Raw genomic sequence first — 22831 nt, 5'->3', positions numbered from 1 at the left:
CCGAGGCGACCCAGTCCATCGCCGGCGCGTCGTTCAGCGTATGGCTTTCCGCCATCAGCCGCCCGCCGAGGCGGAAGTCCTCATCCGCGAGGATCACCTTCGCCCCCGCCCGCGCGGCGGTGAGCGCGGCGGCCAGGCCCGCGGCGCCGGCGCCGATCACGAGGAGGTCGCAATGCAGGAAGCCCTTGTCGTAGGCGTCGGGGTCCGGGAGCATCGAGAGCGCGCCCAGCCCCGCCGCCTTGCGGATCATCGGCTCGTAAAGCTTTTCCCAGAACGCCTTCGGCCACATGAAGGTCTTGTAGTAGAAGCCCGCCGCGAAGAAGGACGACATCAGGTCATTCACCGCGAGGAAATCGCGTTCGAGCGAGCCGAGGCGGTTCTGGCTCATGGCGATGAGCCCGTTGTAAAGCTCGGCCATGGTGGCGCGGGTGTTCGGCTCCTGCCTTGCGCCCAAGCGCAGCTCGACGAGCGCGTTCGGCTCCTCCGAGCCCGCCGCGACGACGCCGCGCGGGCGGTGATATTTGAACGAACGGCCCATCAGCCGCACGTCATTGGCGAGCAGCGCCGAGGCCAGCGTATCGCCCGGATGGCCGGTGAAGGACTTGCCGTCGAAGGTGAAAGTCAGATGTTCGGAACGGTCGACGAGACCACCGGAAAGACGGCTCATTTCGCCCCTCCCTTCTGCGCGAGCGCCACGTCGCGGGCGAGCTCCGCGCCGAGGATTTCATGGGTCAGCGTGTTGCGGGTGACGATCAGCCAGCTGCGGTCGCCCTGTTCGTGGAACCAGAGCTCGCGGTGCACGCCCGCCGGGTTGTCGCGCAGATAGACGTGGCGGTTGAAGGCGTCGAGCGCGCCCTCTGCCATGCCGTCGGGGCGGTTCAGAAGCGACGCATCGCCGAGATAGGTGAACTCCTGCGCGTCGCGGGGGCCAAGGAGGGGATGGGGGATCAGCATGATCTTGCCTTGATGTCCGGAATTTTGCGAGGGGGTCAGTGCAGGTTGGGCTGCGCGCCCATGCCCTTTTCGTCGATCACATAGCCGCGCTCGAACCGGTCGAGGCGCATGAAGCGCGCGGTCTCGTGCGGGCGGTCGGTGGCCAAGAGATGCGCGAAGCAATACCCGCTTGCGGGCGTCGCCTTGAAGCCGCCGTAGCACCAGCCGCCGTTGAAATAGAGCCCGTCCACCGGCGTGCGGTCGATGATCGGCGAGCCGTCCATCGACATGTCCATGATGCCGCCCCAGATGCGCAGAAGCCGCGCGCGCCCGATCGCCGGCATCAGCGCGAGGCCGCCCTCGGCCACCTCCTCGATCACCGGCAGGTTGCCGCGCTGCGCGTAGGAGTTGTAGCCGTCGATGTCGCCGCCGAAGACGAGCCCGCCCTTGTCCGACTGGCTGACGTAGAAATGCCCCGCGCCGAAGGTGATGACGCCGTCGACGACGGGCTTCAGCCCCTCGGAAACGAAGGCCTGCAGCACGTGGCTTTCGATCGGCAGGCGCATGCCGGCCATCTGCATGACGCGGCTGGACGATCCCGCCACGGCCACGCCGACCTTTTTCGCGCCGATATAGCCGCGGGTCGTCTCCACGCCGAGCACCTTGCCGGCCTCGATGCGGAAGCCGGTGACCTCGCAATTCTGGATGATGTCGACGCCGAGAAGATCGGCGCCGCGCGCATAGCCCCAGGCGACGCCGTCATGGCGCGCGGTGCCGGCGCGGCGCTGCAACAGGCCGCCCTTGATCGGGAAGCGGGCGTTGTCGAAGTTGAGCCAGGGATACATCGCGCGCACGCCGTCGCGGTCGAGCAGTTCGGCATCGGCGCCGGCGAGCAGCATCGCATTGCCGCGGCGGCGATAGGCGTCGCGCTGGCCGTCGGTATGGATCAGGTTCAAAATCCCGCGCTGGCTCACCATCGCGTTGAAATTGAACTCCTGCTCCATGTTCTCCCAGAGCTTCATGGAGAATTCGTAGAACGGCTCGTTGCCCGGCAGCAGGTAGTTCGAGCGGATGATCGTGGTGTTGCGCCCGATGTTGCCGGAGCCGAGCCAGCCCTTTTCGAGCACCGCGATGCGCTTGCCCTGGAACACTTTCGCCAGGTGATAGGCGGTCGACAACCCGCCACCGCCACCGCCCACGATGACATAGTCATAGGCGGGCTGCGGCTCGGGGTTGCGCCACAGGGGTTTCCACCCGTGGTGCCCCGTCAGGGCCTCTTTGAGGACGCGAAAGCCGGAAAAGCGCATTTTATTCATCCGAGTAGAGGAAACGGGCCCGGGGGCACCCGGGCCCGGGAGGATCAGATGTCGAGCGTGTTGTCACGTTCCCAATGCGAGAAGTGGTTCACGAAGCTGTTCCACTCCTGCATCTTGAGCTTGAGGTAGCCGGCCGAGAATTCCTCGCCCATCGCCGCCTTCAGCCCCGGGTCCGCGTCATAGGCGCGGATCGCGTCGAGAAGGTTGAGCGGCAGCTTCGGCGCGCCCTCGATCTTGTGGCCCTCGGCATACATGTCGATGTCGTAGCGCGGGCCGGGATCGGCCTTCGACTTGAGGCCGGAAAGACCGGCCGCGATGATGACGGCCTGAAGCAGATAGGGGTTCACCGCGCCGTCGGGCAGGCGCAGCTCGAACCGGCCGGGGCCGGGGACGCGCACCATATGGGTGCGGTTGTTGCCGGTCCAGGTCACGGTGTTCGGCGCCCAGGTCGCGCCCGAGATCGTGCGCGGCGCGTTGATCCGCTTGTAGGAGTTGATCGTCGGGTTGGTGATCACGGCGAGCGCCGAGGCGTGCTTCATGATGCCGCCGAGGAAGTGGCGCCCCTCGTCCGAGAGGCTGAGTTCTTTCGACGGATCGGAGAAGGCGTTCTTGCCGGTCTTGGTGTTCCACACCGAGATATGCGCGTGGCAGCCGTTGCCGGTGAGGCCCATGATCGGCTTCGGCATGAAGGTGGCGCGCAACCCGTGCTTCTCGGCGACCGATTTCACCATGAACTTGAAGAAGCTGTGCTTGTCGGCGGTGGCCATCGCGCCGTCGTATTTCCAGTTCATCTCGAACTGGCCGTTCGCGTCCTCGTGGTCGTTCTGGTAGGGTTCCCAGCCAAGCTCCAGCATGTAATCGCAGATCTCGGCGATCACGTCATAGCGGCGCATCACCGCCTGCTGGTCGTAGCAGGGTTTCGACGCGGTATCGAAGGCGTCGGAGATCTGCGTGCCTTCCGGGGTGAGCAGGAAGAATTCCGGCTCGACGCCGGTCTTCACCTCGAGATCCATCTCGGCGGCTTCGGCGATCAGTTTGGCCAGCACGTTGCGCGGGGCCTGCGCGAGATCGGCGCCGTCCATCACGCAGTTCGAGGCGACCCAGGCCACGTCCTTCTTCCAGGGCAGCTGGATCACCGCGCTCGCGTCCGGCACGGCGAGCATGTCGGGATGCGCCGGCGTCAGGTCGAGATGCGTCGCGAAACCGGCAAAGCCCGCGCCATCGGTCTGCATGTCGGAGATCGCGGCGGCAGGGACCAGCTTGGCGCGCTGCGCACCAAACAGGTCCGTGTAGGAAATCATGAAGTATTTCACGCCCTTTTCGCGGGCGAAGGCGGCAAGATCGGTCATGTTATCGTTTCCCTGTTGGTATGCGGGCGCGGTCCCTGAGCCGCGCCCGTCAAATGTCAGAACCCGCCCTGGCCCGGGATCCAGCTGGTGCCGGCGAGCGGCACCTGCGCCATCGCCGCCGCCTCGATCGTGAGCGCGCAGAGGTCTTCGGGTTCGAGGTTGTGGACGTGGCTCTTGCCGCAGGCGCGGGCGATCGTCTGCGCCTCGAGCGTGAGCACGGCGAGGTAGTTGCGCAGCCGGCGCGCGGCCTCCACCGGGTCGAGCCGCTTCATCAGCTCGGGATCCTGGGTGGTGATGCCGGCCGGATCCTTGCCCTCGTGCCAGTCGTCATAGGCATCCGCGGTGGTGCCGAGCTTGCTGTATTCGGCGGCCCATTTCGGATCGTTCTCGCCCAGCGCGACCAGCGCCGCGGTGCCGATCGCGACCGCATCGGCGCCCAGCGCCAGCGCCTTCGCCACATCGGCACCGGTGCGGATGCCGCCCGAGACGACGAGCTGCACCTTGCGATGCATGCCGAGATCCTGCAGCGCCTTCACCGCGGGGCGGATGCAGGCGAGCGTCGGCTGGCCGACATGCTCGATGAACACGTCCTGCGTCGCCGCGGTGCCGCCCTGCATGCCGTCGAGCACGACGACATCGGCGCCGGCCTTCACCGCAAGCGCGGTGTCATAGTACGGGCGCGCGCCGCCGACCTTGATGTAGATCGGCTTTTCCCAGTTGGTGATCTCGCGGATCTCGAGGATCTTGATCTCGAGGTCATCGGGGCCGGTCCAGTCCGGGTGACGGCAGGCCGAGCGCTGGTCGATGCCGACGGGCAGGTTGCGCATGCCGGCGACGCGCTCGGTGATCTTCTGGCCAAGCAGCATGCCGCCGCCGCCGGGCTTCGCGCCCTGGCCGACCACGATCTCGATCGCGTCGGCGCGGCGCAGGTCGTCCGGGTTCATCCCGTAACGGCTCGGAAGATACTGATAAACCAGCTTTTCCGAATGGCCGCGTTCTTCGTTGGTCATGCCGCCGTCGCCCGTGGTGGTCGAGGTGCCGGCCATCGTGGCGCCACGGCCGAGGGCCTCTTTCGCCGGGCCCGAAAGCGCGCCGAAGGACATGCCGGCGATCGTCACCGGGATCTTCAGCTCGATCGGCTTTTTCGCGAAGCGCGTGCCGAGCACGACATCGGTGCCGCATTTCTCGCGGTAGCCTTCGAGCGGGTAGCGCGAGATCGAGGCGCCAAGGAACAGCAGGTCGTCGAAATGCGGCACGCGCCGTTTCGCACCGCCACCGCGGATGTCGTAGATGCCGGTTTCGGCGGCGCGGCGGATCTCGGCGTTGATCTCGGGCGAGAAGGTCCAGCTGTCGCGCGGCTTGGTCTGGGGGGTCTTGTCCATCTTTCGGTCCTCAATACGCGCCGGCGTGGTCGACGTGGAAATTGTAGAGCTGGCGGGCGGAGCCGTAGCGCTTGAACTCTTCGGGTTTCGCGTCGCAGCCGGCGCGGGCGAGGAGATCCTTCAGGATCTCGATATGCTCGGGGCGCATCTCCTTCTCGATGCAGTCGGCGCCGAGCGACTTGACCGAGCCGCGCACGAAGAGGCGCGCCTCGTAAAGGCTGTCGCCGAGCGCGTCGCCCGCGTCGCCGCAGACGACCAGATTGCCCGACTGCGCCATGAAGGCGGACATGTGGCCGATGTTGCCATGCACCACGATGTCGATGCCCTTCATCGAGATGCCGCAGCGGGAGGACGCATTGCCCTTGATGACCAGAAGGCCGCCGTGGCCGGTGGCGCCCGCGTATTGTGAGGCGTCGCCCTCGATGATGACGGTGCCCGACATCATGTTCTCGGCGACACCCGGGCCCGCGGAGCCGGTGACGTGGACCGTCGCCTGCTTGTTCATCCCGGCGCAATAGTAGCCGGTCGAGCCCTTCACCGTGACCTCGATCGGCGCGTCGAGGCCGACGGCGACCGCATGGGCGCCCTTCGGGTTCTCGATCACCCATTGGGTCTGGTTGGTGGTCTCGGCCTGGGCCTGGAGCGCCGCGTTCACATCGCGCAGCACCATGGTGGACATGTCGAGGGTCTGCATTCTCAGCGCTCCCAGAAGTAGACGGTGGCGGGTTCCGGTTCCCAGACGCGGGCGGTCTCGATGCCGGGGAGTTTGGCGAAGGCGCGGTATTCCGAACCGAAGGCGACGTAGTCTTCGGTCTCGGCCATCACCGCGGGCTTGCAGGCGACCGGGTCGCGCACCACGCCGAAACCGTTCTTGGTGCCGACGACGAAGGTGAAGAACCCGTCGAGATCGTCGAGCGTGCCTTCGAGCGCTTGGCCCAGGTTCGCGCCTTCCGCGAGCCGCGAGGAGATGTAGCAGGCCGCCACTTCGGTGTCGTTCTGGGTCAGCGGCGCAAAGCCCTTCGCGGTGAGCACGCGGCGCATCTGGTTGTGGTTCGAGAGCGAGCCGTTGTGCACGAGGCACTGGTCGTCGCCGGTCGAGAACGGGTGGGCGCCGAGCGTCGTCACCGCGCTTTCCGTCGCCATCCGGGTGTGACCGATACCGTGGCTGCCGCCCATCGCGCGGATGCCGAAGCGCGCCGCGACGTCCTTCGGCAGGCCGATCTCCTTGAAGATCTCCATCGTCGAGCCGACGCCCATCACGCGGATGCCGCGTTCGGTCATGAAGGCGCGGGCCGCCGCCTCGGCATCGGCCGGGATCGCGAGCACCGCATGGGTCGCGATCACCTTCATCGTGACCTTCTGGCCAAGCGCCGCCGCAAGCGCGGCTTCGAGCCCGTCGAAGGTCACCTCGGGGGTGTCCGACTGGACCGTCATCTTCAGGCCACCGTCCTCGTCGCCATAGATCGCGATCCCGGCCGAGTCCGGCCCGCGATCGGTCATGGTGATGAGCATATCGGTGAGCATATCGCCCAGACGCGGGCGCAGATCTTCCCTCTTAAGAAAGAGGCCAACGATGCCACACATAGTCTTCTCCGTTCAGCTTCGGCTGGTGCCGTCTCGGATTGACTAGCAGGAAACTAATTTTCCCCTCAAGCGATTTTACTTCTGCCGAAGAAAATTTTCCTGAGGTGCAATATGTGCTGAAAATCTGGGCGGTTTTGCCGGGCCAGAACGGCCCGGCGCCGCGAAAACCGGCAAGACGGCTTATTTCGCCTGCGGATAGGTGATGATCGAGAGGTAATGCGCGGGCAGTTCGACGAGCTCTTCGGGCCCGTGCGGCGCATCCGAGTCGAACAGCAGCGTGTCGCCCGGCTCGAGCCGGTAGACCTGATCGCCGTGGCGATAGTCGACCACGCCCTTGAGCATGTAGAGCATCTCGATCCCCTCGTGCTGGAAGGTGGGGAAACGGTCGCTCTGGGTGCTCAGAACGATCAGATAGGGTTCGACCACCACCCCCGAGTCGTTCGAGCCGATATGGCCGAGCAGGTGGTATTGATGCCCCGCCCGGGTGCCGGCGCGTTCGATCTCCACCCCCTCGCCCGCCTTCACATGCATGCAGCCGCGGCTTTCCTCGAAGCCCGAGAAAAGCTGCACCAGCGGCACGCGCAGCGCATGGGCGAGCGTCTGCAAGGTGGCGAGCGAGGGCGAGATCACCCCGTTCTCGATCTTCGAGAGCATGCCGACCGAGAGCCCCGCGGCCGCGGCGAGGTCCGATCCGGTCATGCGCTGGCGCTTGCGCAGCTCGCGCACCTGGCGCCCGATCGCGACCTCGAGGTTCTTCTCGCGGCTCTCGCGCAGGGCATGGGGGTTCTGGGTCAGTTTCTGCTCGTTGCCGCTCTGTTCATTCATGGCTCAATGCACTCCTTCAATACCCCCCCATTTCAGCGCAGTTTTCGTCTAAGGAAAAGAGCGCATCGCAAGCGCTTGGGATGGGCGACGCGACGTTTCGTCTGAGGAAATTCCTTTTCTTCGCGCGCTGCAAGCCCCCCACCCTCTGGCCGCGCTGGCCCGGGCGCGGTAGAACGGGCGGGACCAGACAGGAGGCCGCCATGACCGAGACCCCGAAACCGCAACGCACCGCGCTCGTCACCGGCGCCTCCGGGTTCATCGGTTTTCACCTGAGCCGGCTCCTGCTCGAGGAGGGCTGGCGGGTGATCGGGCTCGACAATCTCTCCGATTACTACGACGTGCAGCTGAAGCTCCGCCGGCAGGAGATCCTCGCGCAGCAGCCGGGGTTCCGGGTGGTGAACGACGCGGTCGAGACCCCCGGGCTGATGATGCAGCTCTTCGACGAGCACCGCCCCGATGTCGTCGTGCATCTCGCGGCGCAGGCCGGCGTGCGCTATTCGATCGAGAACCCGCGCTCCTACCTCGAAAGCAATATCGTCGGCACGTTCGAAATTCTGGAGGCCGCCCGCGCCTTCCCGCCCGCGCATATGCTGCTCGCCTCGACCTCCTCGGCCTATGGCGCGAATACGGTGATGCCCTATGTCGAGACGGCGAAGGCCGATCACCAGATGAGCTTTTACGCCGCGACGAAGAAGGCGACCGAGAGCATGGCGCACAGCTATGCCCATCTTTACGATCTGCCCGTCACGATGTTCCGCTTCTTCACCGTCTACGGGCCCTGGGGCCGGCCGGACATGGCGCTTTTCAAGTTCACGAAGGCGATCCTGCAAGGCGAACCGATCGACGTTTACAATTACGGCGACATGAAGCGGGACTTCACCTATGTCACCGATCTCGTCGCCGCCATTCGCCTGCTGATCGACGCGGTGCCGGTGCGCCCCGAAGGTGGCGTCGTGCCCGAGGGCGACAGCCTCTCGCCGGTCGCGCCCTGGCGGGTGGTGAACATCGGCAATTCCGAGCCGGTGCAGCTCACCGATTACATCGCCGCGATCGAGGCGGCGACCGGGCGGGAGGCGATCCGCAACCTGATGCCGATGCAGGCGGGCGACGTGCCCGCGACCTGGGCGGATACCACGCTTTTGCAGCGTCTCACCGGCTATGCGCCGAAGACCCGCGTCCCCGAGGGGGTGCAGGCCTTCGTCGACTGGTATCGCGGCTATTACGGCGTCTGAACGCTCAGCGTTCCGGCGCCGGGATGAACTCGGCGTCGTCGCCCGGCGGCAGGCTGAAACGGCCATGCGCCCAGTCGCCCGCGCGCCAGGCCTCCTTCGCCGCCGCGATCCGCTCGCGCGAGGAGGCGACGAAGTTCCACCAGATGTAGCGCGGCCCGTCGAGCGTCGCACCGCCAAGGATCATCAGCCGCGCCCCCGCATCGCCGGCATGAACCGAGATCCGGTCGCCCGGGCGGAAGACGAGCATCCGCCCCGCCTCGAAGGTCTGACCGCCCACGGAAACCGAGCCCCGGAGCACATAGACGCCGCGATCCTCGTGATCGTCGGGCAGCGGCAGGCCGGCGCCGGGCGCGAGCTCCGCATCGGCGTAGAAGAGATCCGAGGGCATGGCGAGCGGCACCCTCTCCCCCCAGCCATGGCCAAGGATCAGCCGCAGCTTCTTGCCCTCGGCATCGAGCACCGGCAGCGCCGCCTTCCCGAGATGGGCAAAGCCCGCCGCGCCATCCTCGCCGTCCTTCGGCAGCGCGACCCAGGTCTGGATCCCCGCCATCATCTGCCCGCTTTCGCGCACCGCGCCATCGGTGCGTTCGGAATGGGTGATGCCGTGGCCCGCCACCATCCAGTTCACCGCGCCCGGCTCGATCCACTGATCGGTGCCGAGGCTGTCGCGGTGATGCAGCCGCCCGTTCATCAGGTAAGTGACGGTGCCGAGCCCGATATGCGGATGCGGGCGCACGTCCATCCCCTCGCCCGAGAGGAATTCGACCGGGCCGATCTGGTCGAAGAAGATGAAGGGGCCGACCATCTGCCGCGCGGCCGAGGGCAGCGCGCGGCGCACCTCGAAACCGCCCAGATCGCGGGCGCGGGGAACGATCACGGTCTCGATCGCGTCGACGGCGTCGCCGATCGGGATCGTCGGGTCGAGAAGCGGGCTCCAGCTCATGGCATCCTCCGGAATTGCGTTGCGCAGAACCTAACCTCTGCGGCCCCGCCGACCTAGGCCGATCGTCGCGCAGGCCTGGTGCATGTCCGCACAGCGCCCCCGCCGCGGCGCGGCGCTTGACTTCCCCCGCGGGCGGGCTTTCTCAGGGGGGAGATAAAGACGAGTGACATGACCGACGCCCAAGCCCTTCCCCCCGGCACCATTCCCCCCGCCCCCGAAGCCCCGCCGCAGGCCGCGCGGTCGCGCGAACCGATGCCCGAGCTGACGCATCGGCGGCGGATGCAGATCTTCGGCTTCCTGCTGCTCTGCACCTTCATGGCGATGCTCGACAACCAGATCGTCTCGACCGCGCTGCCGACGATCGTGGGCGAGTTCGGCGCGCTCGAGCGCTTCGGCTGGGTGGGCTCCGCCTATCTGCTCGCGCAGGCCTCGGTGATGCCGGTCTATGGCAAGCTCGGCGATCTGATCGGGCGCAAATATGTGCTGATGGTCGCGGTGGGGCTTTTCGTTCTCGGCTCGCTCGCCTGTTCGCTCGCCTGGTCGATGGACAGCCTGATCGGCTTTCGCGTGCTGCAGGGGCTGGGCGCGGGCGGCATCATGGTCTCGATCTTCGCCGTCAACGCCGACATTTTCGCGCCCCGCGAGCGCGCGAAACGGCAAAGCATGTCGAGCCTCGTGCTGATGGCCGCGGCCTCGATCGGGCCCACGCTCGGCGGGGTCATGTCGGAGACGCTCGGCTGGCGCTCGATCTTCTTCGTGAATGTGCCGGTGGGCGCCATCGCGCTGATCGGGCTTTATGTGATGCTGCCGCTCACCCGCTCCGAACGGCGGCCAAAGCTCGACGTCGCCGGCGCGCTGACCTTGGCGGCGACGATCGCGGGGGTGGTGCTCTTGGCCGACAGCGCGCAGATCTTCGGCGCGCTGATCTCCTGGCAATCGGGCGTGCTGCTTTGCACGATCCTCGTCATGGGCGCGATCTGGGTCGCGGTGGAGCGGCGCGCGGCCGAACCCGTGGTGCCGCTTTACCTCTTCAAGCGGCGCAACTTCTCGCTTCTGCTCGTCGTCGCGCTCACCTCCGGTTCGGTGGCGATCGGGCTTGCGAATTATCACGCCTTCTATCTGCAGCTGACGACCGGGCTTTCGCCCTCCCGCGCGGGGCTCTTCTTCATCGCGATCACCGGCGGGCTGGCGGTCGGGTCGCTCACCGCCGGGCGGCTGATCGCGCGCACCGCGATCTACAAGCCCTGGCTCGCCGCGGGGCTCGCGATCTCGACCGTCTCGCTTTCCTCGCTCTCCTTCCTGCCGGTCGGCACGGGTTTCGCCGTGCTCGCGGCGATCTTCATGCTGCATGGTTTCTCGGTCGGGCTCGCGCAGCAATCGCCCGTCATCGGCATCCAGATCGAGGCGCCCGGGCGCGATGTCGGCGCGGCGACCGGGGCGGTGACGCTCGGCCGGATCGCCGGCGCCTCGCTCGCGATGTCGGTCTATGGCGCGATCCTTTCGGGGATGCTCGCCAAGGTGCAAATCCCCGGTCTCGGCACGCTCGCCGATGCCGCGCCGAGCGCGGTGAACGCGCTGCCCGAGGCCGCCCGCGAGGCCGCGCGGCAGGCCGTCGGGCACGCCTATCACGCGCTTTACCTCAGCGCCGCGGTGATCGCGGTGATCGGGCTCGTCGCCGCGCTCGCGCTGCGCCCGGTGCGGCTCGAAGGGCCGCTGCGCACCGAATCCGCGCGAAAATCCGAACCGGGCGGTTCGGAGGTGGCATCTGCGGGCGAAGCGGCCTAGACTGAACTGCAACCCCCGATGAGGCCCCGTGACCCTGCTGATCTTCACCGATCTCGACGGAACGCTGCTCGACCATGAGAGCTACGATTTCACCCCGGCGCGCCCGATACTGGCGCGGCTGGCGGCGATGAGGGCGCCGGTGGTGCTTGCCTCCTCCAAGACCGCGGCGGAAATTGCCGAGTGGCAGCAAAGGCTTGGGCTGAGCGGCACGCCCGCGATCGTGGAAAATGGCGCGGCGCTGTTCGACGGGACATTCGACGACGACGCCTATCAAAGGCTGCGCGCCGCGCTTGCCGAGATCGGTGCGCCGTTTCGCGGCTTTGGCGACATGAGCGCGGAAGAGGTCGCCGAGGTGACCGGCCTTTCGCCCGCCGAGGCGGCGCTCGCGAAGCGGCGCGGGCATTCCGAGCCCGGCCTCTGGCAGGGCTCGGAGGCCGCCCTGCAAGGCTTTCTTGCCGCGCTCGCGGCGCGCGGCATCACCGCGCGCCGCGGCGGGCGGTTCCTGACGCTCGGCTTTGGCGGCACCAAGGCCGGGCGGATGGCGGAACTGATCGCCCGCTTCAAACCTTCCCATACCGTCGCCCTTGGCGATGCGCCGAACGACATCGAGATGCTGACGCAGGCCGATTTCGGCGTGATCGTCGCCAATCCGCACGGCCCCGGCCTGCCGCCCCTTCCGGGCGAGGCCGAGGGTCGCGTGATCCGCACCACCGCCCCCGGGCCGCAAGGCTGGGCCGAAGGCATGGAGACCATCCTCAGCCGCATCGGCTGACAGAGCACAAGGAAGAAGATGGCTGATTTTCAACAGAACGGGAATATCGCGCAGTTTCACAACCTGCGCACCACGCCGCTCGAGGAGCTCGAATACCGGCTCGAGACCTTCGCGCAGACCCGCAAGATCAGCCTGATCCTGCCCTCGCTCTATTCCGAACTCGAGGGCCCCGCGCTTGGCAATATCCTCGCCGAGATCGCCAAGGTGAAATACCTCCACCGCGTGATCATCGGCCTCGACGCCGCGAACGAAGAACAATACCGCCACGCGCGCGAATTTTTCTCGGTGCTGCCGCAGAACCATGTGGTGATCTGGAACGACGGGCCGCGGATGCGCGAGTTGATGGCGCGGCTCGAACCGCTCGGCCTCGGCCCGATCGAGAAGGGCAAGGGCCGCAACGTCTGGACCTGCATCGGCTATCTGATCGCCTGCGCCGACTCTGCGGTGATGGCGATCCACGATTGCGACATCGTCACCTACCAGCGCGAGATGCTCTCGCGCCTCGTCTATCCGGTGGCGGACCCGACCTTCCCCTATCAACTTTCCAAGGGCTTCTACCCGCGCATCGGCAACAACCGCATGGGCGGGCGGGTGACCCGCAACCTCGTCTCTCCGCTTCTGATTTCATTGAAGAAAGTGATCGGGGATCGCGATTACATCGACTATCTGCGGGCCTTCCGTTATCCGCTTTCCGGCGAGTTCGCAATGCGCACGCTCGGCCTGCCCGACCTGCGCATGCCCTCCGACTGGGGGCTGGAGATCGGCGTCCTGTCGGAGGCCTGGCGCTACATGGGGCCGCGCGCGGTCTGTCAGGTCGAGATCGCCGACATCTACGATCACAAGCATCAGGATCTTTCGCCCGAGGATGCGCAGGCCGGGCTGAACCGGATGTCGCTCGACATCTGCAAGGCGATCTTCCGCAAGCTCGCCGCCGATGGCACGGTGTTCTCGACCAATGTCTTCCGCACGCTGAAGGCGACCTACCGGCGCCGCGCGCTCGACATGCTCGAGGTCTACGCCCATGACGCGGCGATGAACGGGCTCGCCTTCGACCGCCATGCCGAGGAGCTGTCGATCGGGCTTTTCGCGGAAAACATCATGCAGGCGGGGCAGGTCTTCCTCGACAATCCGCAGGAGCTGCCCTTCATCCCGAACTGGAACCTCGTGCATTCGGCCGACCCGAAATTCCTGAGTGATTTCAAGGCGGCGGTGGCGGCGGACACGGCCGGAAGCGCGCCCGCCTGAGGCGGCGGGTCAGGCGAGGTTGGAGATCCAGCGGCACTGGTAGGGCGCAAGCGCGATGCGCCCGTCCGCCGCCACCTCCTCGCCGGAAAGCAGGTCGCTCCAGTCCTCGTCCTCGATCAGGTTGAGCTGCCAGGCCTCGATCTCGACCGTCTCGGAGGAGACGTTGTGCAGCGCGAAGATCGACTGCCGGCGGTCGAGCGACTGGCGCCAGACGCCGAGGATGCGGTCGTCGAGCTGTAGCGTGAGCTGCGTCGCATTCGGGTGGAACCCCGGCTGACGCGCGCGCAGCCGCAGCCGGCGGCCCATTTCGCCAAAGACCTGCGCCTGATCGCTTGCCGGATCGGCGAGTGCCGCCTGCAGCTCGGGATAGTTCCAGCGGTGGCGGTTGATCGCGCGGTTCATGCCGCGTTTTTCCACCGCCTGGGTGTCGTTCGGCGTGGCGAGCAGCGAATGGATGTAGAAGGCCGGGATCCCCTCGAGCGACATCGCGATCGTCTGCGCGCAGAGGAAGCGGGCGATCTTGCGCCCCTCCTCCCCCGCGATCGTGCGCGAGAGCGCGTCGAAATAGCCGCAATTGAGCTCATAGGGCGCCTCGCCGCCGCCCGGCAGCGCCCGCATCGAGACGAGCCCCCCCGCCCCGCGCACCGCCCCGATCATCGCGGCGATCTCCTCGGGCGGCAGGATGCCTTCGACCGGGCGCATGCCGATGCCGTCATGGCTGGCGGTGAAGTTGAAATAGGCGCAGCCCAAGGGCGCGGGCGGCATCGTGCGCAGCCAGCGGCGCAGGTAACGCACGTTGCCCGAAAGCAGCGCATGCAGCACGAGCGGCGGCAGCGGGAAGTTGTAGACCATATGCGCCTCGTCCCGGCGCCCGAAATAGCTCAGATTCTCGGCCTTCGGCACATTCGTCTCGGTGAGCAGGATCACCTTTTCCGTGGCGAAATCAGCCAGCGCCCGCATCAGCTTCACGATCGCATGGGTCTGCGGCAGGTGGATCGAGGGGCTGCCCGCCTCCTTCCAGAGGAAGGCCACGGCATCGAGCCGCAGGATCCGCACCCCCTGGTCGATGTGAAAGCGCAGGATGCGGAGGATCTCGAGCAGAACCTCGGGGTTGCGGAAGTCGAGATCGACCTGATCGTGGCTGAAGGTACACCAGACATGGCGCTCCCCCATCGCGGTCGTCACCTTGCGCAAAAGCGGCGTCGTGCGCGGGCGCACCACCGCGCTCAGATCCTCCTCGGGCGTGGCCTCCATGAAGAAGCGGTCATAGGGCGGCTGCCCCTGCCGATAGGCGTTGAACCAGACCCCCTGCGAGGAGACATGGTTCAGCACCATGTCCGACATCAGCGAGAATTCGGCGCCGATGCGCGCGATGTCGGGCCAGTCGCCCAGGCTCGGGTCGACCTTGTAATAATCGGTCACCGCGAAACCGTCGTCGGAGGTATAGGGAAAGAACGGCAGGATATGCACGCCGTTCACCGCCCCCTTCAGATTGCCCTCGAGAAAGTCGAGCAGCAGGTCGAGCGGCTTGTGCTGCCCGTCGAGGATCGAATTGCCATAGGTGATGACCAGCGCGTCGCGCTCCGACCAGAGGTCGTTCGAGGGGCGGCGCGGCCTTTGCCGGCGCGGCCGGTCCCCGGGCCAGAAGGCGGCGATCACCTCGGCGGCAAGCGCGTCCGGATCGCGCGCGGGATAGATCAGCGCAAGCAGCGCGGTGAGGCGCGCGCGCAGGCTGGCGACGGCGGTCTTTTCGGAAATCGGTCCGGCTCCTCTGGCGTCATGGTCACGTCGTGAAACTGTAACCGCTTGCCCGCCCGGGTAAAGGGCGCTGCGATGCAGCATGCCTGTGCCGCAGCGCTTTGCCTGCGAAAGAGGCAGTTCCCCGGCCCCTGCCCCGCCCGCACCTCCGCCCGCGCCCTTGCCGGCACCCTTGCCCGCACCCTTGCCCCTCGGGGGGCGTTCTGGAAAGAAGGGGCAAAGACCAGCGGGACGGCCCATGTACGAACACGCCTTCAATGCCATCGAGAAAGCCCTGCGCGCCGAGGAAGGCATCTCGAACGAACTCGATTACGTCGAGCAGACCTCCTGGGTGCTGTTCCTGAAATACCTCCACGACCTCGAGGGCGACCGGCGCGACCGCGCCGAGCTCGAGGGCCGGCCTCATGCCCCGATCATCGACGGCCGCTTCCGCTGGGACCGCTGGGCCGCGCCGAAACGCGACGGCGCCTTCGACCACGGCGCGGCGCTGACCGGCGACGACCTCGTGCGCTTCGTCGACACCGAGCTTTTTCCGCATCTGGCGCTGTTTCACGACCGCGCCACCGGCCCCGACACGATCGAATACCGGATCGGCGAGGTCTTCACCGAGCTGCGCTCGAAATTCCGCTCGGGCTATATCCTGCGCGACGTGCTCGAGATCGTCGACGGGCTCCGCTTCAAGACCCAGGCCGACAAGCACGAGCTTTCCGCCCTCTACGAGACCCGGATCCGCCGCATGGGCAACGCCGGGCGCAACGGCGGCGAGTACTACACCCCCCGCCCGCTGATCCGCGCGATGATCGCCGTCACCGACCCGCAGATCGGCGAAACCATCTACGACGGCGCCGTCGGCTCGGCGGGCTTTCTGTGCGAGGCCTATGACCACCTGCGCCGCCCCGGTCTCAGCGCCTCCGACTTCGAGACGCTGCAACGGCGCACCTTCTACGGGCAGGAGAAGAAATCCCTCGCCTATGTCATCGGCATCATGAACATGGTGCTGCACGGCATCGAGGCGCCGAACATCCTCCACACCAATTCGCTCAACGAGAACGTCCTCGACATCCGCGAGAAGGACCGCCACGACATCGTGCTGGCCAACCCGCCCTTCGGCGGCGGCGAGCGGCGCGAGGTGCAGCAGAACTTCCCGATCAAATCGGGCGAGACCGCCTATCTCTTCTTGCAGCATTTCATCCGCAAGCTGCGCCCCGGCGGGCGCGCGGCAATCGTCATCAAGAACACTTTCCTGAGCAACACCGACAATGCGAGCGTGGCGCTGCGCCGCGAATTGCTCGAAAGCTGCGATCTGCACAGCGTGCTCGACTGCCCGCAGGGCACGTTCCAGGGCGCGGGGGTGAAGACGGTGGTGCTGTTCTTCACCCGCGGCACGCCGACGCGGCGGATCTGGTATTACCAGCTCGACCCGGGCCGGTCCCTGGGCAAGACCAACCCGCTGAACGATGCGGATATGGCGGAATTCGTGACGCTGCAACGCAGCTTCGCGACCGGGCCGAAATCCTGGATCACCGAACGCGCGGAGATCGACGCGGAGAGCTGCGATCTGTCGGTGAAGAACCCGAACGCCCCCGCGGCCGAGGCCCTGCGCGCGCCCGAAGAGATCATCGACGCGATCCTCGCCCGCGACGCCGAGACGGCGGAGATTCTTGGGCGCATCCGGGGGCTGCTGTGAAGGCGGGGTGGGAGGTCCGGCCGCTGGGGGAGGTGTGTACGGTCGTCAACGGTGGCACGCCGAAATCGAATATTCCGGCCTATTGGGACGGCACCGTGAACTGGCTGACCCCGAAAGATATGGGCCAGATGAAGGGTCGATATATTTCCGATACTCCGCGGAAAATCACCGAAGACGGTCTTGCGAATTCTTCGGCGCGACTGGTTCCTCCGCAGTCCGTCATCATGTCCACCCGCGCACCGATCGGGCATCTCGCGATCAACGAAACTCCGATGGCCTTCAATCAAGGTTGCCGCGGCATGGTGCCCGGCGCCTCGCTGGACACAACCTATCTCTTTCATTTTCTGTCCGCGAATATCGAAGCCCTGAATGAATTAGGAACGGGAGCCACGTTCAGGGAACTGTCCGCCTCGGCGTTGAAAGGGTTTGCCATCCCCCTCCCGCCGCTGGAGGAACAGAAGCGCATCGTCGCGATTCTGGACGAGGCCTTCGAGGGCCTCGACCGCGCCCGCGCAAATGCCGAAGCCAACCTCGCCGACGCACGGGAGTTGTTTGAAAGCTATTTGGAACTGGAATTTTCTATCCCACCCGATGATTGGCGGCCAGAATCTCTTGGTGCACTCTGTCGCCAGATAACTGTTGGGCATGTCGGACCAATGGCGGAACGGTATGTTGAAACTGGCATTCCATTCCTGCGGTCGCAAAATATAAAACCGTTTATGGTAGACCTTTCAGGGGTCAAATACATCGACGCGAAATTCATGGCTGAGCTGCGCAAATCTGAACTCAGGCCCGGCGACGTCGTCATTGTGAGAACGGGTTACCCGGGAACGTGCGCCGTGATCCCGGACGACCTCGAGTTAGCGAACTGCGCAGACATCGTCATTGCGCGCCCCGGCCCTAACCTTGACCCGCATTTCATGACAATGCTTCTCAACTCGAGATATGGAAAGGATCACGTTGCACGTGTTTCAGTTGGTGCAGCCCAAAAGCATTTCAACGTGGCGGCCGCAAAAGCGGCTATTTTTCCTATCCCGCCAATTTCCGTTCAACGACAACTTGTAGAGAAATCCGCCGAAATTCGTGGGATGGAAAACGATCTTGTGGCACGCATCCAAAATAAAGAGCACCTACTCTCCACCCTCCGCCAATCGCTCCTGCAAAAAGCCTTCTCAGGCGCACTCAGCTGACCTAACCTCGCCCCATGTTTGAGAACGAGACCGAATCCGACACCCGCGCCAACCGGATCGACCCGGTGCTTGCCGCTGCGGGCTGGACTTCGGTCGAGGGGGCGCGGATCCGGCGCGAGGTGATCTGCCCCGGCCGCATCCTGCCCGGGGGCAAGCGCGGCGGGGCGCTCGCCGCCGATTACGTGCTGATCTACCGCGACCAGAAGCTCGCCGTGATCGAGGCGAAGCGCGCCGCCCTGCCGCCAAGCGCGGGCCTCGCCCAGGCGAAGGATTACGCCACCCGGCTTGGCGCGCGCTTTGCCTGGGCCACCAACGGGCGCGGCTGGTACGAGGCCGACATGCAGACCGGCGCCGAGGGGGCACAAACCCCCTTCCCCACGCCCGACGCGCTCTGGGCGCGCTGTTTCGGGGCCGAAAGCGGCTGGCGCGAGCGCTTCGGCGCGGTGCCCTTCGAGACGGCGGGCGGCAAATGGGAGCTGCGCTATTACCAGCACCGCGCGATCACCGCCGTGCTCGAGGCGCTGGGGCGCGGCGAGCGGCGCATCCTGCTCACCCTCGCCACCGGCACCGGCAAGACCTCGATCGCCTTCCAGATCGCCTGGAAACTGTTTCACGCGCGCTGGAACCTCTCGGGCGCCCCCACGCGCCGCCCGCGCATCCTGTTCCTCGCCGATCGCAACATCCTCGCCGATCAGGCGTTCAACGCCTTTTCCGCCTTCGCCCCCGATGCGATCGCCCGGATCGACCCCGAGGCGATCCGCAAGAAGGGCGGCGTGCCGCTGAACGCGAGCCTCTTCTTCACCATCTTCCAGACCTTCATGACCGGCGAGGGCGCGCCGAATTACGCCGGCTACCCGCCCGATTTCTTCGATTTCATCATCGTCGACGAATGCCACCGCGGCGGCGCGAACGACGAGAGCAGCTGGCGCGGGATCCTCGATTATTTCGCCCCGGCGGTGCAGCTGGGCCTGACCGCGACGCCGCGGCGCCGGCACAATGCCGACACCTACGCCTATTTCGGCGATCCGGTCTACAGCTACGCGCTGCGCGAGGGGATCGAGGACGGTTTCCTCACGCCTTTCAAGCTGCGCCAGATGGCCAGCACGCTTGACGAATATGTCTGGGACGGCAGCGACGAGATCGTGGCGGGCGAGGTCGAGAAGGACCGCTACACCGAGGCCGATTTCAACACCCGCATCGTGATCGCCGAACGCGAGCGCAGCCGGGTGGCGGAATTCATGGCCGAGATCGACCAGCGCCAGAAGACCCTCGTCTTCTGCGCGACGCAGGAGCATGCGCTGCGGGTGCGCGACGACATCAACCAGATCAAGGCAAGCCCGAACCCGAATTACTGCCAGCGCGTCACCGCCGATGACGGCAAGCTCGGCGAGCAGCATCTGCGCGACTTCCAGGACAACGACAAGCTGGTGCCGACGATCCTGACCACCTCGCAGAAGCTCTCGACCGGGGTCGATGCGCGCAACGTCCGCAACATCGTGCTGATGCGCCCGATCCGCTCGATGATCGAATTCAAGCAGATCATCGGCCGCGGCACCCGGACCTATGACGGCAAGGATTACTTCACGATCTATGATTTCGTGAAGGCGCATGAGAATTTCAACGACCCGGAATGGGACGGCGAGCCGCTGCCGCCCGAGGGCGATCCCCCCGCGCCGCGCCCCGACGCGCCCGAGCCCGGCGCAGCGCCGCCCGGCCCGGAAGACGGCGGAACCGATGGCGGGGAGGCGCCGCGCGAAAGGCTCGAGATCCGGCTTGCCGACGGCAAGGCGCGGGCGATCCGCTACGTCGCCGCGACGAGCTACTGGGGCCCCGACGGCAAGCCGATGTCGGCGCAGCAATTCCTCGAACGGCTGTTCGGCGATCTTGCCGCGATGGTCGGCGACGAGGACGAGCTGCGCCGCAAATGGAGCGACCCCGACAGCCGCGCCCGCTTCGTCGCGCTGCTCGCGGAGCGCGGCTATGACGCGGAGCGCCTGGCCGAGATGCGCCGGCTGATCGACGCGCCCGACAGCGACCTTTTCGACGTGCTCGCCTATATCCGCTTCACCACCCCGCCGAAGACCCGCGCCGACCGTGCCGAGGCGGCCCGCAGCGGCGGCGTGGAGGCGGCGGAGGCCGGGATGCGCGATTTCCTGCTGGGCGTGTTGCAGGCCTACGAGACCCGCGGCGAGGGTGAGCTGGCGACCGACAAGCTCGGCGATTTCCTCACCGCGCGCTATGGCACGCTGGCCGATGCGAAAGCCGCACTCGGCGAGGCCGCAGCGATCCGGCGCGCCTTCGTCGGCGTGCAGCGCGACCTCTACCGCCAGTGACGGCGGCGCGGCCTTCGGGCCGGGGGAATGCGACGGAGGGGGTGGTGGGTGATGAGAGGCTCGAACTCCCGACATCCTCGGTGTAAACGAGGCGCTCTACCAACTGAGCTAATCACCCGGCGCGCCCTGATAGCCTGCCCGCCCCCGGATGCGCAAGGGTGATCCCGCGGGACCGCCTGCGCCCCGGTGCTCCGGTGCCCGTCTCAGGCCCAGGCGCCGGCGTCATAGGCGCTGAAGTCGATCGCGCCCGCGGGGATCTGGTCGGGGGTGAGGCCGACGATCACCGCCGCGGTGTCGCCATCGACCTGCACCAGCGTGCTCGTGCCGTCGTCGGAAAGCGTGAGCCCATAGCTGATGTCGCCCGGCTCATAACCTTCCGAATTGAGCACGTCGAAGAAGTTCACCTGCAGCACATCTTCGGCCGGGTCGAAATCGGTGATCGTGACCGCATCGCCCGCGCCCTCGAAATAGCCCTCGTTCTCGAGCACGAACCGGTCCGCCCCGTCGCCGCCGGTCAGCGTGTCACCGACATCACCGATCAGCGTGTCATTGCCACCGCCGCCCTCGAGCAGATCGCCATAGGTCGGCGGATAGGCGTCATAGTCGATCCGCACCCGATCGACCGCGCTGAGCCAGTCGTCGCCCGCCCCGCCAAGCAGCGTGTCGGCCCCCTCGATCGCCGCGAGCACATCGTCGCCCTCCCCGCCGTCATAAAGATCGGACATGCCGATGCTGCCGTCGATCGGCGCATAGCGGTCCTCGCGGATCGAGTCGTTGCCATCGCCACCGAACACGGTGTCGTCGCCCGCCCCATCATTGATCCGGTCATTGCCGGCCCCGCCGTCGAGCCAGTCGTCCCCCGCCCCGCCAGAGAGCGTATCGTCGCCACCGCCGCCCTCGATCGTGTCGAGGAAGTCGCCGCCCGACAGCAGCTCCGCGCCGTCGCCGCCGGTCAGGCTCTCGCCCGCGATCGAGGCGTGATAGAAGCGCGAGTAAGGCGTGCCCCAGACGCTATATTCCGGCAGCGGTCCGGCGCTGGCGAAGAGGTTCATCTGCTCGACCTGATCGAGCGTCAGCCCCTCGAGGTTCAACACCACATCCCCGCCCATCGTCACCGCGACGCCGGTGTCGGTGGTGACGTAATTCATCTCGATCACCGTGCCGTCGTCGACGTCGCTTTCGGGCGTCACGATCACCGCCTGGAAATTGTCGAGCGTGTCCGCGGTCAGCCCGGTCACGGTGATCGGCGCCATCCCCGGGGTATAGGCGATCTCGGAGGTGGGCGCGGTCGGATCGGTGATCTCGGTCGCGGCCAGAGCGTGCACGCGCGAGCCGTCAAGCACCTGCGTCGCGTCGATATAGGTGTCGGTCGCGGTGTCGTGGAGCTGCACGGAGGCCAGCGTGGTGATGTCGCCTTCGGGCAGCGCGACCGAGGTCACCAGCTGGCCGTCGAGCCGCACCTGCAGCTCGTCCCCGACCTCGACCGTCTCGAAGGTGGTGTCCGGGCTCACACCGTCCACCTCGACCGTGAAGCTGCCGAAATAGGCGTGTGCGCCCTCGACCACCACCGGATCGTCGCCCTCGGACCATTGCACGACGAAATCGGAATAGGCGCCACCCGCGAGCGTATCGCCATCGCTGCCGACAAGCGTGTCCCATTCGGCGCCGGTCGCATCGGTGCCGCCGATCAGCAGGTCATGGCCCTCGCCGCCGTCGAGATAGTCATCCCCGGCACCACCGATCAGCGTGTCGTCGCCGGTGCCGCCCAGGAGTGAATCGTCCCAGTTGCCGCCGCTGATCCAGTCCGCGCCGCCCTCGCCCAGCAGCGTGTCGCGGCCGTCATCCCCGGTGATCGTGTCGTCGCCATTGCTGCCGATGAGGGAATCATTGCCCGAAGTGCCGGTGATGTCCGCGCCCGCGAAGCTCGCGCCATGGCTCGTGCCGCTCGACAGATCGTAGACGCTGACCGGCAGATCGCCCGCATCCTCGGGCGCCGCGACGCCCTCGAGCACCGCGACCGTCTCGCCGTTGATCGTCACATGCAGCCCGTCGTCGCCCTCTTCCCAGCTCAGCGCATCATTCGCGCTGTCCCAGGCGGCGGTGCTGATCACCAGGCTGTCGCCCTCCTCGGCGTTGAAATCGGTGACCTGCACGGCCGCATCGCCGGAGGTATAATGCAGATCGAAGGCATCCGCGTCGGCGCCGCCGGTCATCGTGTCGCCGTTGTCGCCCCAGAGGAAATCTTCGCCCGCGCCGCCATCGAGCAGATCGGCGCCGTCGGAGCCGGCGCGGTCGATCGCCGAGAGCAGATCGTCGCCCTCCCCGCCCGAAAGCGTATCCGCCCCCGCGATGTCGAGCAGCAGATCATCGCCCGCGCCGCCGTCGAGACTGTCGTCGCCACTGCCGCCAAGCAGCGCGTCATCGCCCGCCTCGCCCGCCAGCGTGTCGTCGCCCGCGCCGCCATCGGCGCCGAAGAAAGATCGGAAGAGCACACGTC

The 22831-nt window shown here is 66.6% G+C and carries 18 protein-coding genes and 1 tRNA gene; 7 read left to right on the top strand and 12 right to left on the bottom strand.

Features of this window, described 5'->3' with window-relative positions; genetic code table 11:
• The 8 genes from AB7U46_RS15745 to AB7U46_RS15710 form a co-directional block, all read right to left on the bottom strand.
• The coding region (locus tag AB7U46_RS15745; RefSeq protein WP_428337937.1) for a 2Fe-2S iron-sulfur cluster-binding protein at positions 1-667 on the bottom strand (667 nt) is incomplete at its 3' end.
• Entirely contained in the window at positions 664-954 is a 291-nt protein-coding gene (locus AB7U46_RS15740; RefSeq protein ID WP_428337936.1) for a sarcosine oxidase subunit delta, read from the bottom strand. The genes AB7U46_RS15745 and AB7U46_RS15740, both read right to left, overlap by 4 nt.
• Positions 955-989: 35 nt before the next feature.
• Positions 990-2240 carry a sarcosine oxidase subunit beta family protein gene (locus AB7U46_RS15735; RefSeq protein ID WP_428337935.1) on the bottom strand — a complete coding sequence of 417 codons (1251 nt, stop codon included), beginning with the start codon at positions 2238-2240 and terminating at the stop codon, positions 990-992.
• 53 nt (positions 2241-2293) lie between these two features.
• Positions 2294-3598 (bottom strand): type III glutamate--ammonia ligase, encoded by a 1305-nt coding sequence (glnT, locus tag AB7U46_RS15730; protein ID WP_428337934.1) that lies wholly within the window; start codon positions 3596-3598, stop codon positions 2294-2296.
• Positions 3599-3654: 56 nt separating this feature from the next.
• Positions 3655-4980 carry an FMN-binding glutamate synthase family protein gene (locus AB7U46_RS15725; RefSeq protein WP_428337933.1) on the bottom strand — a complete coding sequence of 442 codons (1326 nt, stop codon included), beginning with the start codon at positions 4978-4980 and terminating at the stop codon, positions 3655-3657.
• 10 nt (positions 4981-4990) lie between these two features.
• Positions 4991-5674 carry a protein GlxC gene (locus AB7U46_RS15720; RefSeq protein ID WP_428337932.1) on the bottom strand — a complete coding sequence of 228 codons (684 nt, stop codon included), beginning with the start codon at positions 5672-5674 and terminating at the stop codon, positions 4991-4993.
• A 2-nt stretch (positions 5675-5676) separates the two neighbouring features.
• A complete protein-coding gene (locus AB7U46_RS15715; RefSeq protein WP_428337931.1) occupies positions 5677-6564 on the bottom strand; it encodes a class II glutamine amidotransferase in 888 nt (295 codons plus the stop codon).
• Positions 6565-6744: 180 nt separating this feature from the next.
• Positions 6745-7389: a helix-turn-helix domain-containing protein gene (locus AB7U46_RS15710; protein WP_428337930.1), complete on the bottom strand. Its 645-nt coding sequence runs from the start codon at positions 7387-7389 to the stop codon at positions 6745-6747.
• Positions 7390-7589: 200 nt separating this feature from the next.
• On the opposite strand from AB7U46_RS15710, the gene AB7U46_RS15705 reads away from it, so the two are divergent.
• Complete coding sequence (locus AB7U46_RS15705) at positions 7590-8621, top strand: NAD-dependent epimerase/dehydratase family protein (RefSeq protein WP_428337929.1); 1032 nt, start codon at positions 7590-7592, stop codon at positions 8619-8621.
• A 4-nt stretch (positions 8622-8625) separates the two neighbouring features.
• On the opposite strand, the gene AB7U46_RS15700 is transcribed toward AB7U46_RS15705, so the two are convergent.
• Positions 8626-9564 carry a pirin family protein gene (locus tag AB7U46_RS15700; protein WP_428337928.1) on the bottom strand — a complete coding sequence of 313 codons (939 nt, stop codon included), beginning with the start codon at positions 9562-9564 and terminating at the stop codon, positions 8626-8628.
• Between the two features lie 168 nt (positions 9565-9732).
• On the opposite strand from AB7U46_RS15700, the gene AB7U46_RS15695 reads away from it, so the two are divergent.
• Genes AB7U46_RS15695 through AB7U46_RS15685 form a run of 3 tightly spaced genes read left to right on the top strand, consistent with a single transcriptional unit; the run spans position 9733 to position 13366 of the window.
• Entirely contained in the window at positions 9733-11349 is a 1617-nt protein-coding gene (locus tag AB7U46_RS15695; protein ID WP_428337927.1) for an MDR family MFS transporter, read from the top strand.
• A gap of 28 nt (positions 11350-11377) precedes the next feature.
• Positions 11378-12121, top strand: coding sequence for an HAD-IIB family hydrolase (locus AB7U46_RS15690; protein ID WP_428337926.1), 744 nt, complete (start codon positions 11378-11380; stop codon positions 12119-12121).
• An 18-nt stretch (positions 12122-12139) separates the two neighbouring features.
• Positions 12140-13366, top strand: coding sequence for a glycosyl transferase (locus AB7U46_RS15685; RefSeq protein WP_428337925.1), 1227 nt, complete (start codon positions 12140-12142; stop codon positions 13364-13366).
• Positions 13367-13375: 9 nt separating this feature from the next.
• Here the strand turns inward: AB7U46_RS15685 and AB7U46_RS15680 are convergent, their stop codons facing one another.
• On the bottom strand, positions 13376-15208 hold the full coding sequence (locus AB7U46_RS15680; RefSeq protein WP_428337924.1) for a sugar phosphorylase: 1833 nt from the start codon (positions 15206-15208) through the stop codon (positions 13376-13378).
• A 154-nt stretch (positions 15209-15362) separates the two neighbouring features.
• Between AB7U46_RS15680 and AB7U46_RS15675 the strand changes: the two genes are divergently transcribed.
• Genes AB7U46_RS15675 through hsdR form a run of 3 tightly spaced genes read left to right on the top strand, consistent with a single transcriptional unit; the run spans position 15363 to position 20334 of the window.
• Positions 15363-16811, top strand: coding sequence for an N-6 DNA methylase (locus tag AB7U46_RS15675; RefSeq protein ID WP_428337923.1), 1449 nt, complete (start codon positions 15363-15365; stop codon positions 16809-16811).
• Complete coding sequence (locus AB7U46_RS15670; RefSeq protein ID WP_428337922.1) at positions 16808-18001, top strand: restriction endonuclease subunit S; 1194 nt, start codon at positions 16808-16810, stop codon at positions 17999-18001. The genes AB7U46_RS15675 and AB7U46_RS15670 overlap by 4 nt, the downstream gene beginning before the upstream one ends.
• Positions 18002-18015: 14 nt before the next feature.
• Complete coding sequence (gene hsdR / locus AB7U46_RS15665) at positions 18016-20334, top strand: EcoAI/FtnUII family type I restriction enzme subunit R (RefSeq protein WP_428337921.1); 2319 nt, start codon at positions 18016-18018, stop codon at positions 20332-20334.
• Between the two features lie 42 nt (positions 20335-20376).
• On the opposite strand, the gene AB7U46_RS15660 is transcribed toward hsdR, so the two are convergent.
• Positions 20377-20452: transfer RNA gene (locus tag AB7U46_RS15660), tRNA-Val, on the bottom strand.
• 85 nt (positions 20453-20537) lie between these two features.
• A partial coding sequence (locus tag AB7U46_RS15655) for a calcium-binding protein (protein WP_428337920.1) occupies positions 20538-22831 on the bottom strand: 2294 nt, incomplete at its 5' end.

The organism is Paenirhodobacter sp., assembly GCF_050177655.1.
Lineage (GTDB): Bacteria > Pseudomonadota > Alphaproteobacteria > Rhodobacterales > Rhodobacteraceae > Rhodobacter.
This window is presented reverse-complemented; position numbering and strand designations above follow the sequence as displayed.

Coding starts and splice junctions, on each gene's coding strand:
- AB7U46_RS15700 (WP_428337928.1), bottom strand. CDS start 9,564: ATGAGCTGGAGCCCGCTTCTCGACCCGACGATCCCGATCGGCGACGCC.
- AB7U46_RS15710 (WP_428337930.1), bottom strand. CDS start 7,389: ATGAATGAACAGAGCGGCAACGAGCAGAAACTGACCCAGAACCCCCAT.
- AB7U46_RS15695 (WP_428337927.1), top strand. CDS start 9,733: ATGACCGACGCCCAAGCCCTTCCCCCCGGCACCATTCCCCCCGCCCCC.
- AB7U46_RS15675 (WP_428337923.1), top strand. CDS start 15,363: ATGTACGAACACGCCTTCAATGCCATCGAGAAAGCCCTGCGCGCCGAG.
- AB7U46_RS15685 (WP_428337925.1), top strand. CDS start 12,140: ATGGCTGATTTTCAACAGAACGGGAATATCGCGCAGTTTCACAACCTG.
- AB7U46_RS15720 (WP_428337932.1), bottom strand. CDS start 5,674: ATGCAGACCCTCGACATGTCCACCATGGTGCTGCGCGATGTGAACGCG.
- AB7U46_RS15705 (WP_428337929.1), top strand. CDS start 7,590: ATGACCGAGACCCCGAAACCGCAACGCACCGCGCTCGTCACCGGCGCC.
- AB7U46_RS15715 (WP_428337931.1), bottom strand. CDS start 6,564: ATGTGTGGCATCGTTGGCCTCTTTCTTAAGAGGGAAGATCTGCGCCCG.
- AB7U46_RS15735 (WP_428337935.1), bottom strand. CDS start 2,240: ATGCGCTTTTCCGGCTTTCGCGTCCTCAAAGAGGCCCTGACGGGGCAC.
- glnT (WP_428337934.1), bottom strand. CDS start 3,598: ATGACCGATCTTGCCGCCTTCGCCCGCGAAAAGGGCGTGAAATACTTC.
- AB7U46_RS15725 (WP_428337933.1), bottom strand. CDS start 4,980: ATGGACAAGACCCCCCAGACCAAGCCGCGCGACAGCTGGACCTTCTCG.
- AB7U46_RS15680 (WP_428337924.1), bottom strand. CDS start 15,208: ATGCTGCATCGCAGCGCCCTTTACCCGGGCGGGCAAGCGGTTACAGTT.
- AB7U46_RS15740 (WP_428337936.1), bottom strand. CDS start 954: ATGCTGATCCCCCATCCCCTCCTTGGCCCCCGCGACGCGCAGGAGTTC.
- hsdR (WP_428337921.1), top strand. CDS start 18,016: ATGTTTGAGAACGAGACCGAATCCGACACCCGCGCCAACCGGATCGAC.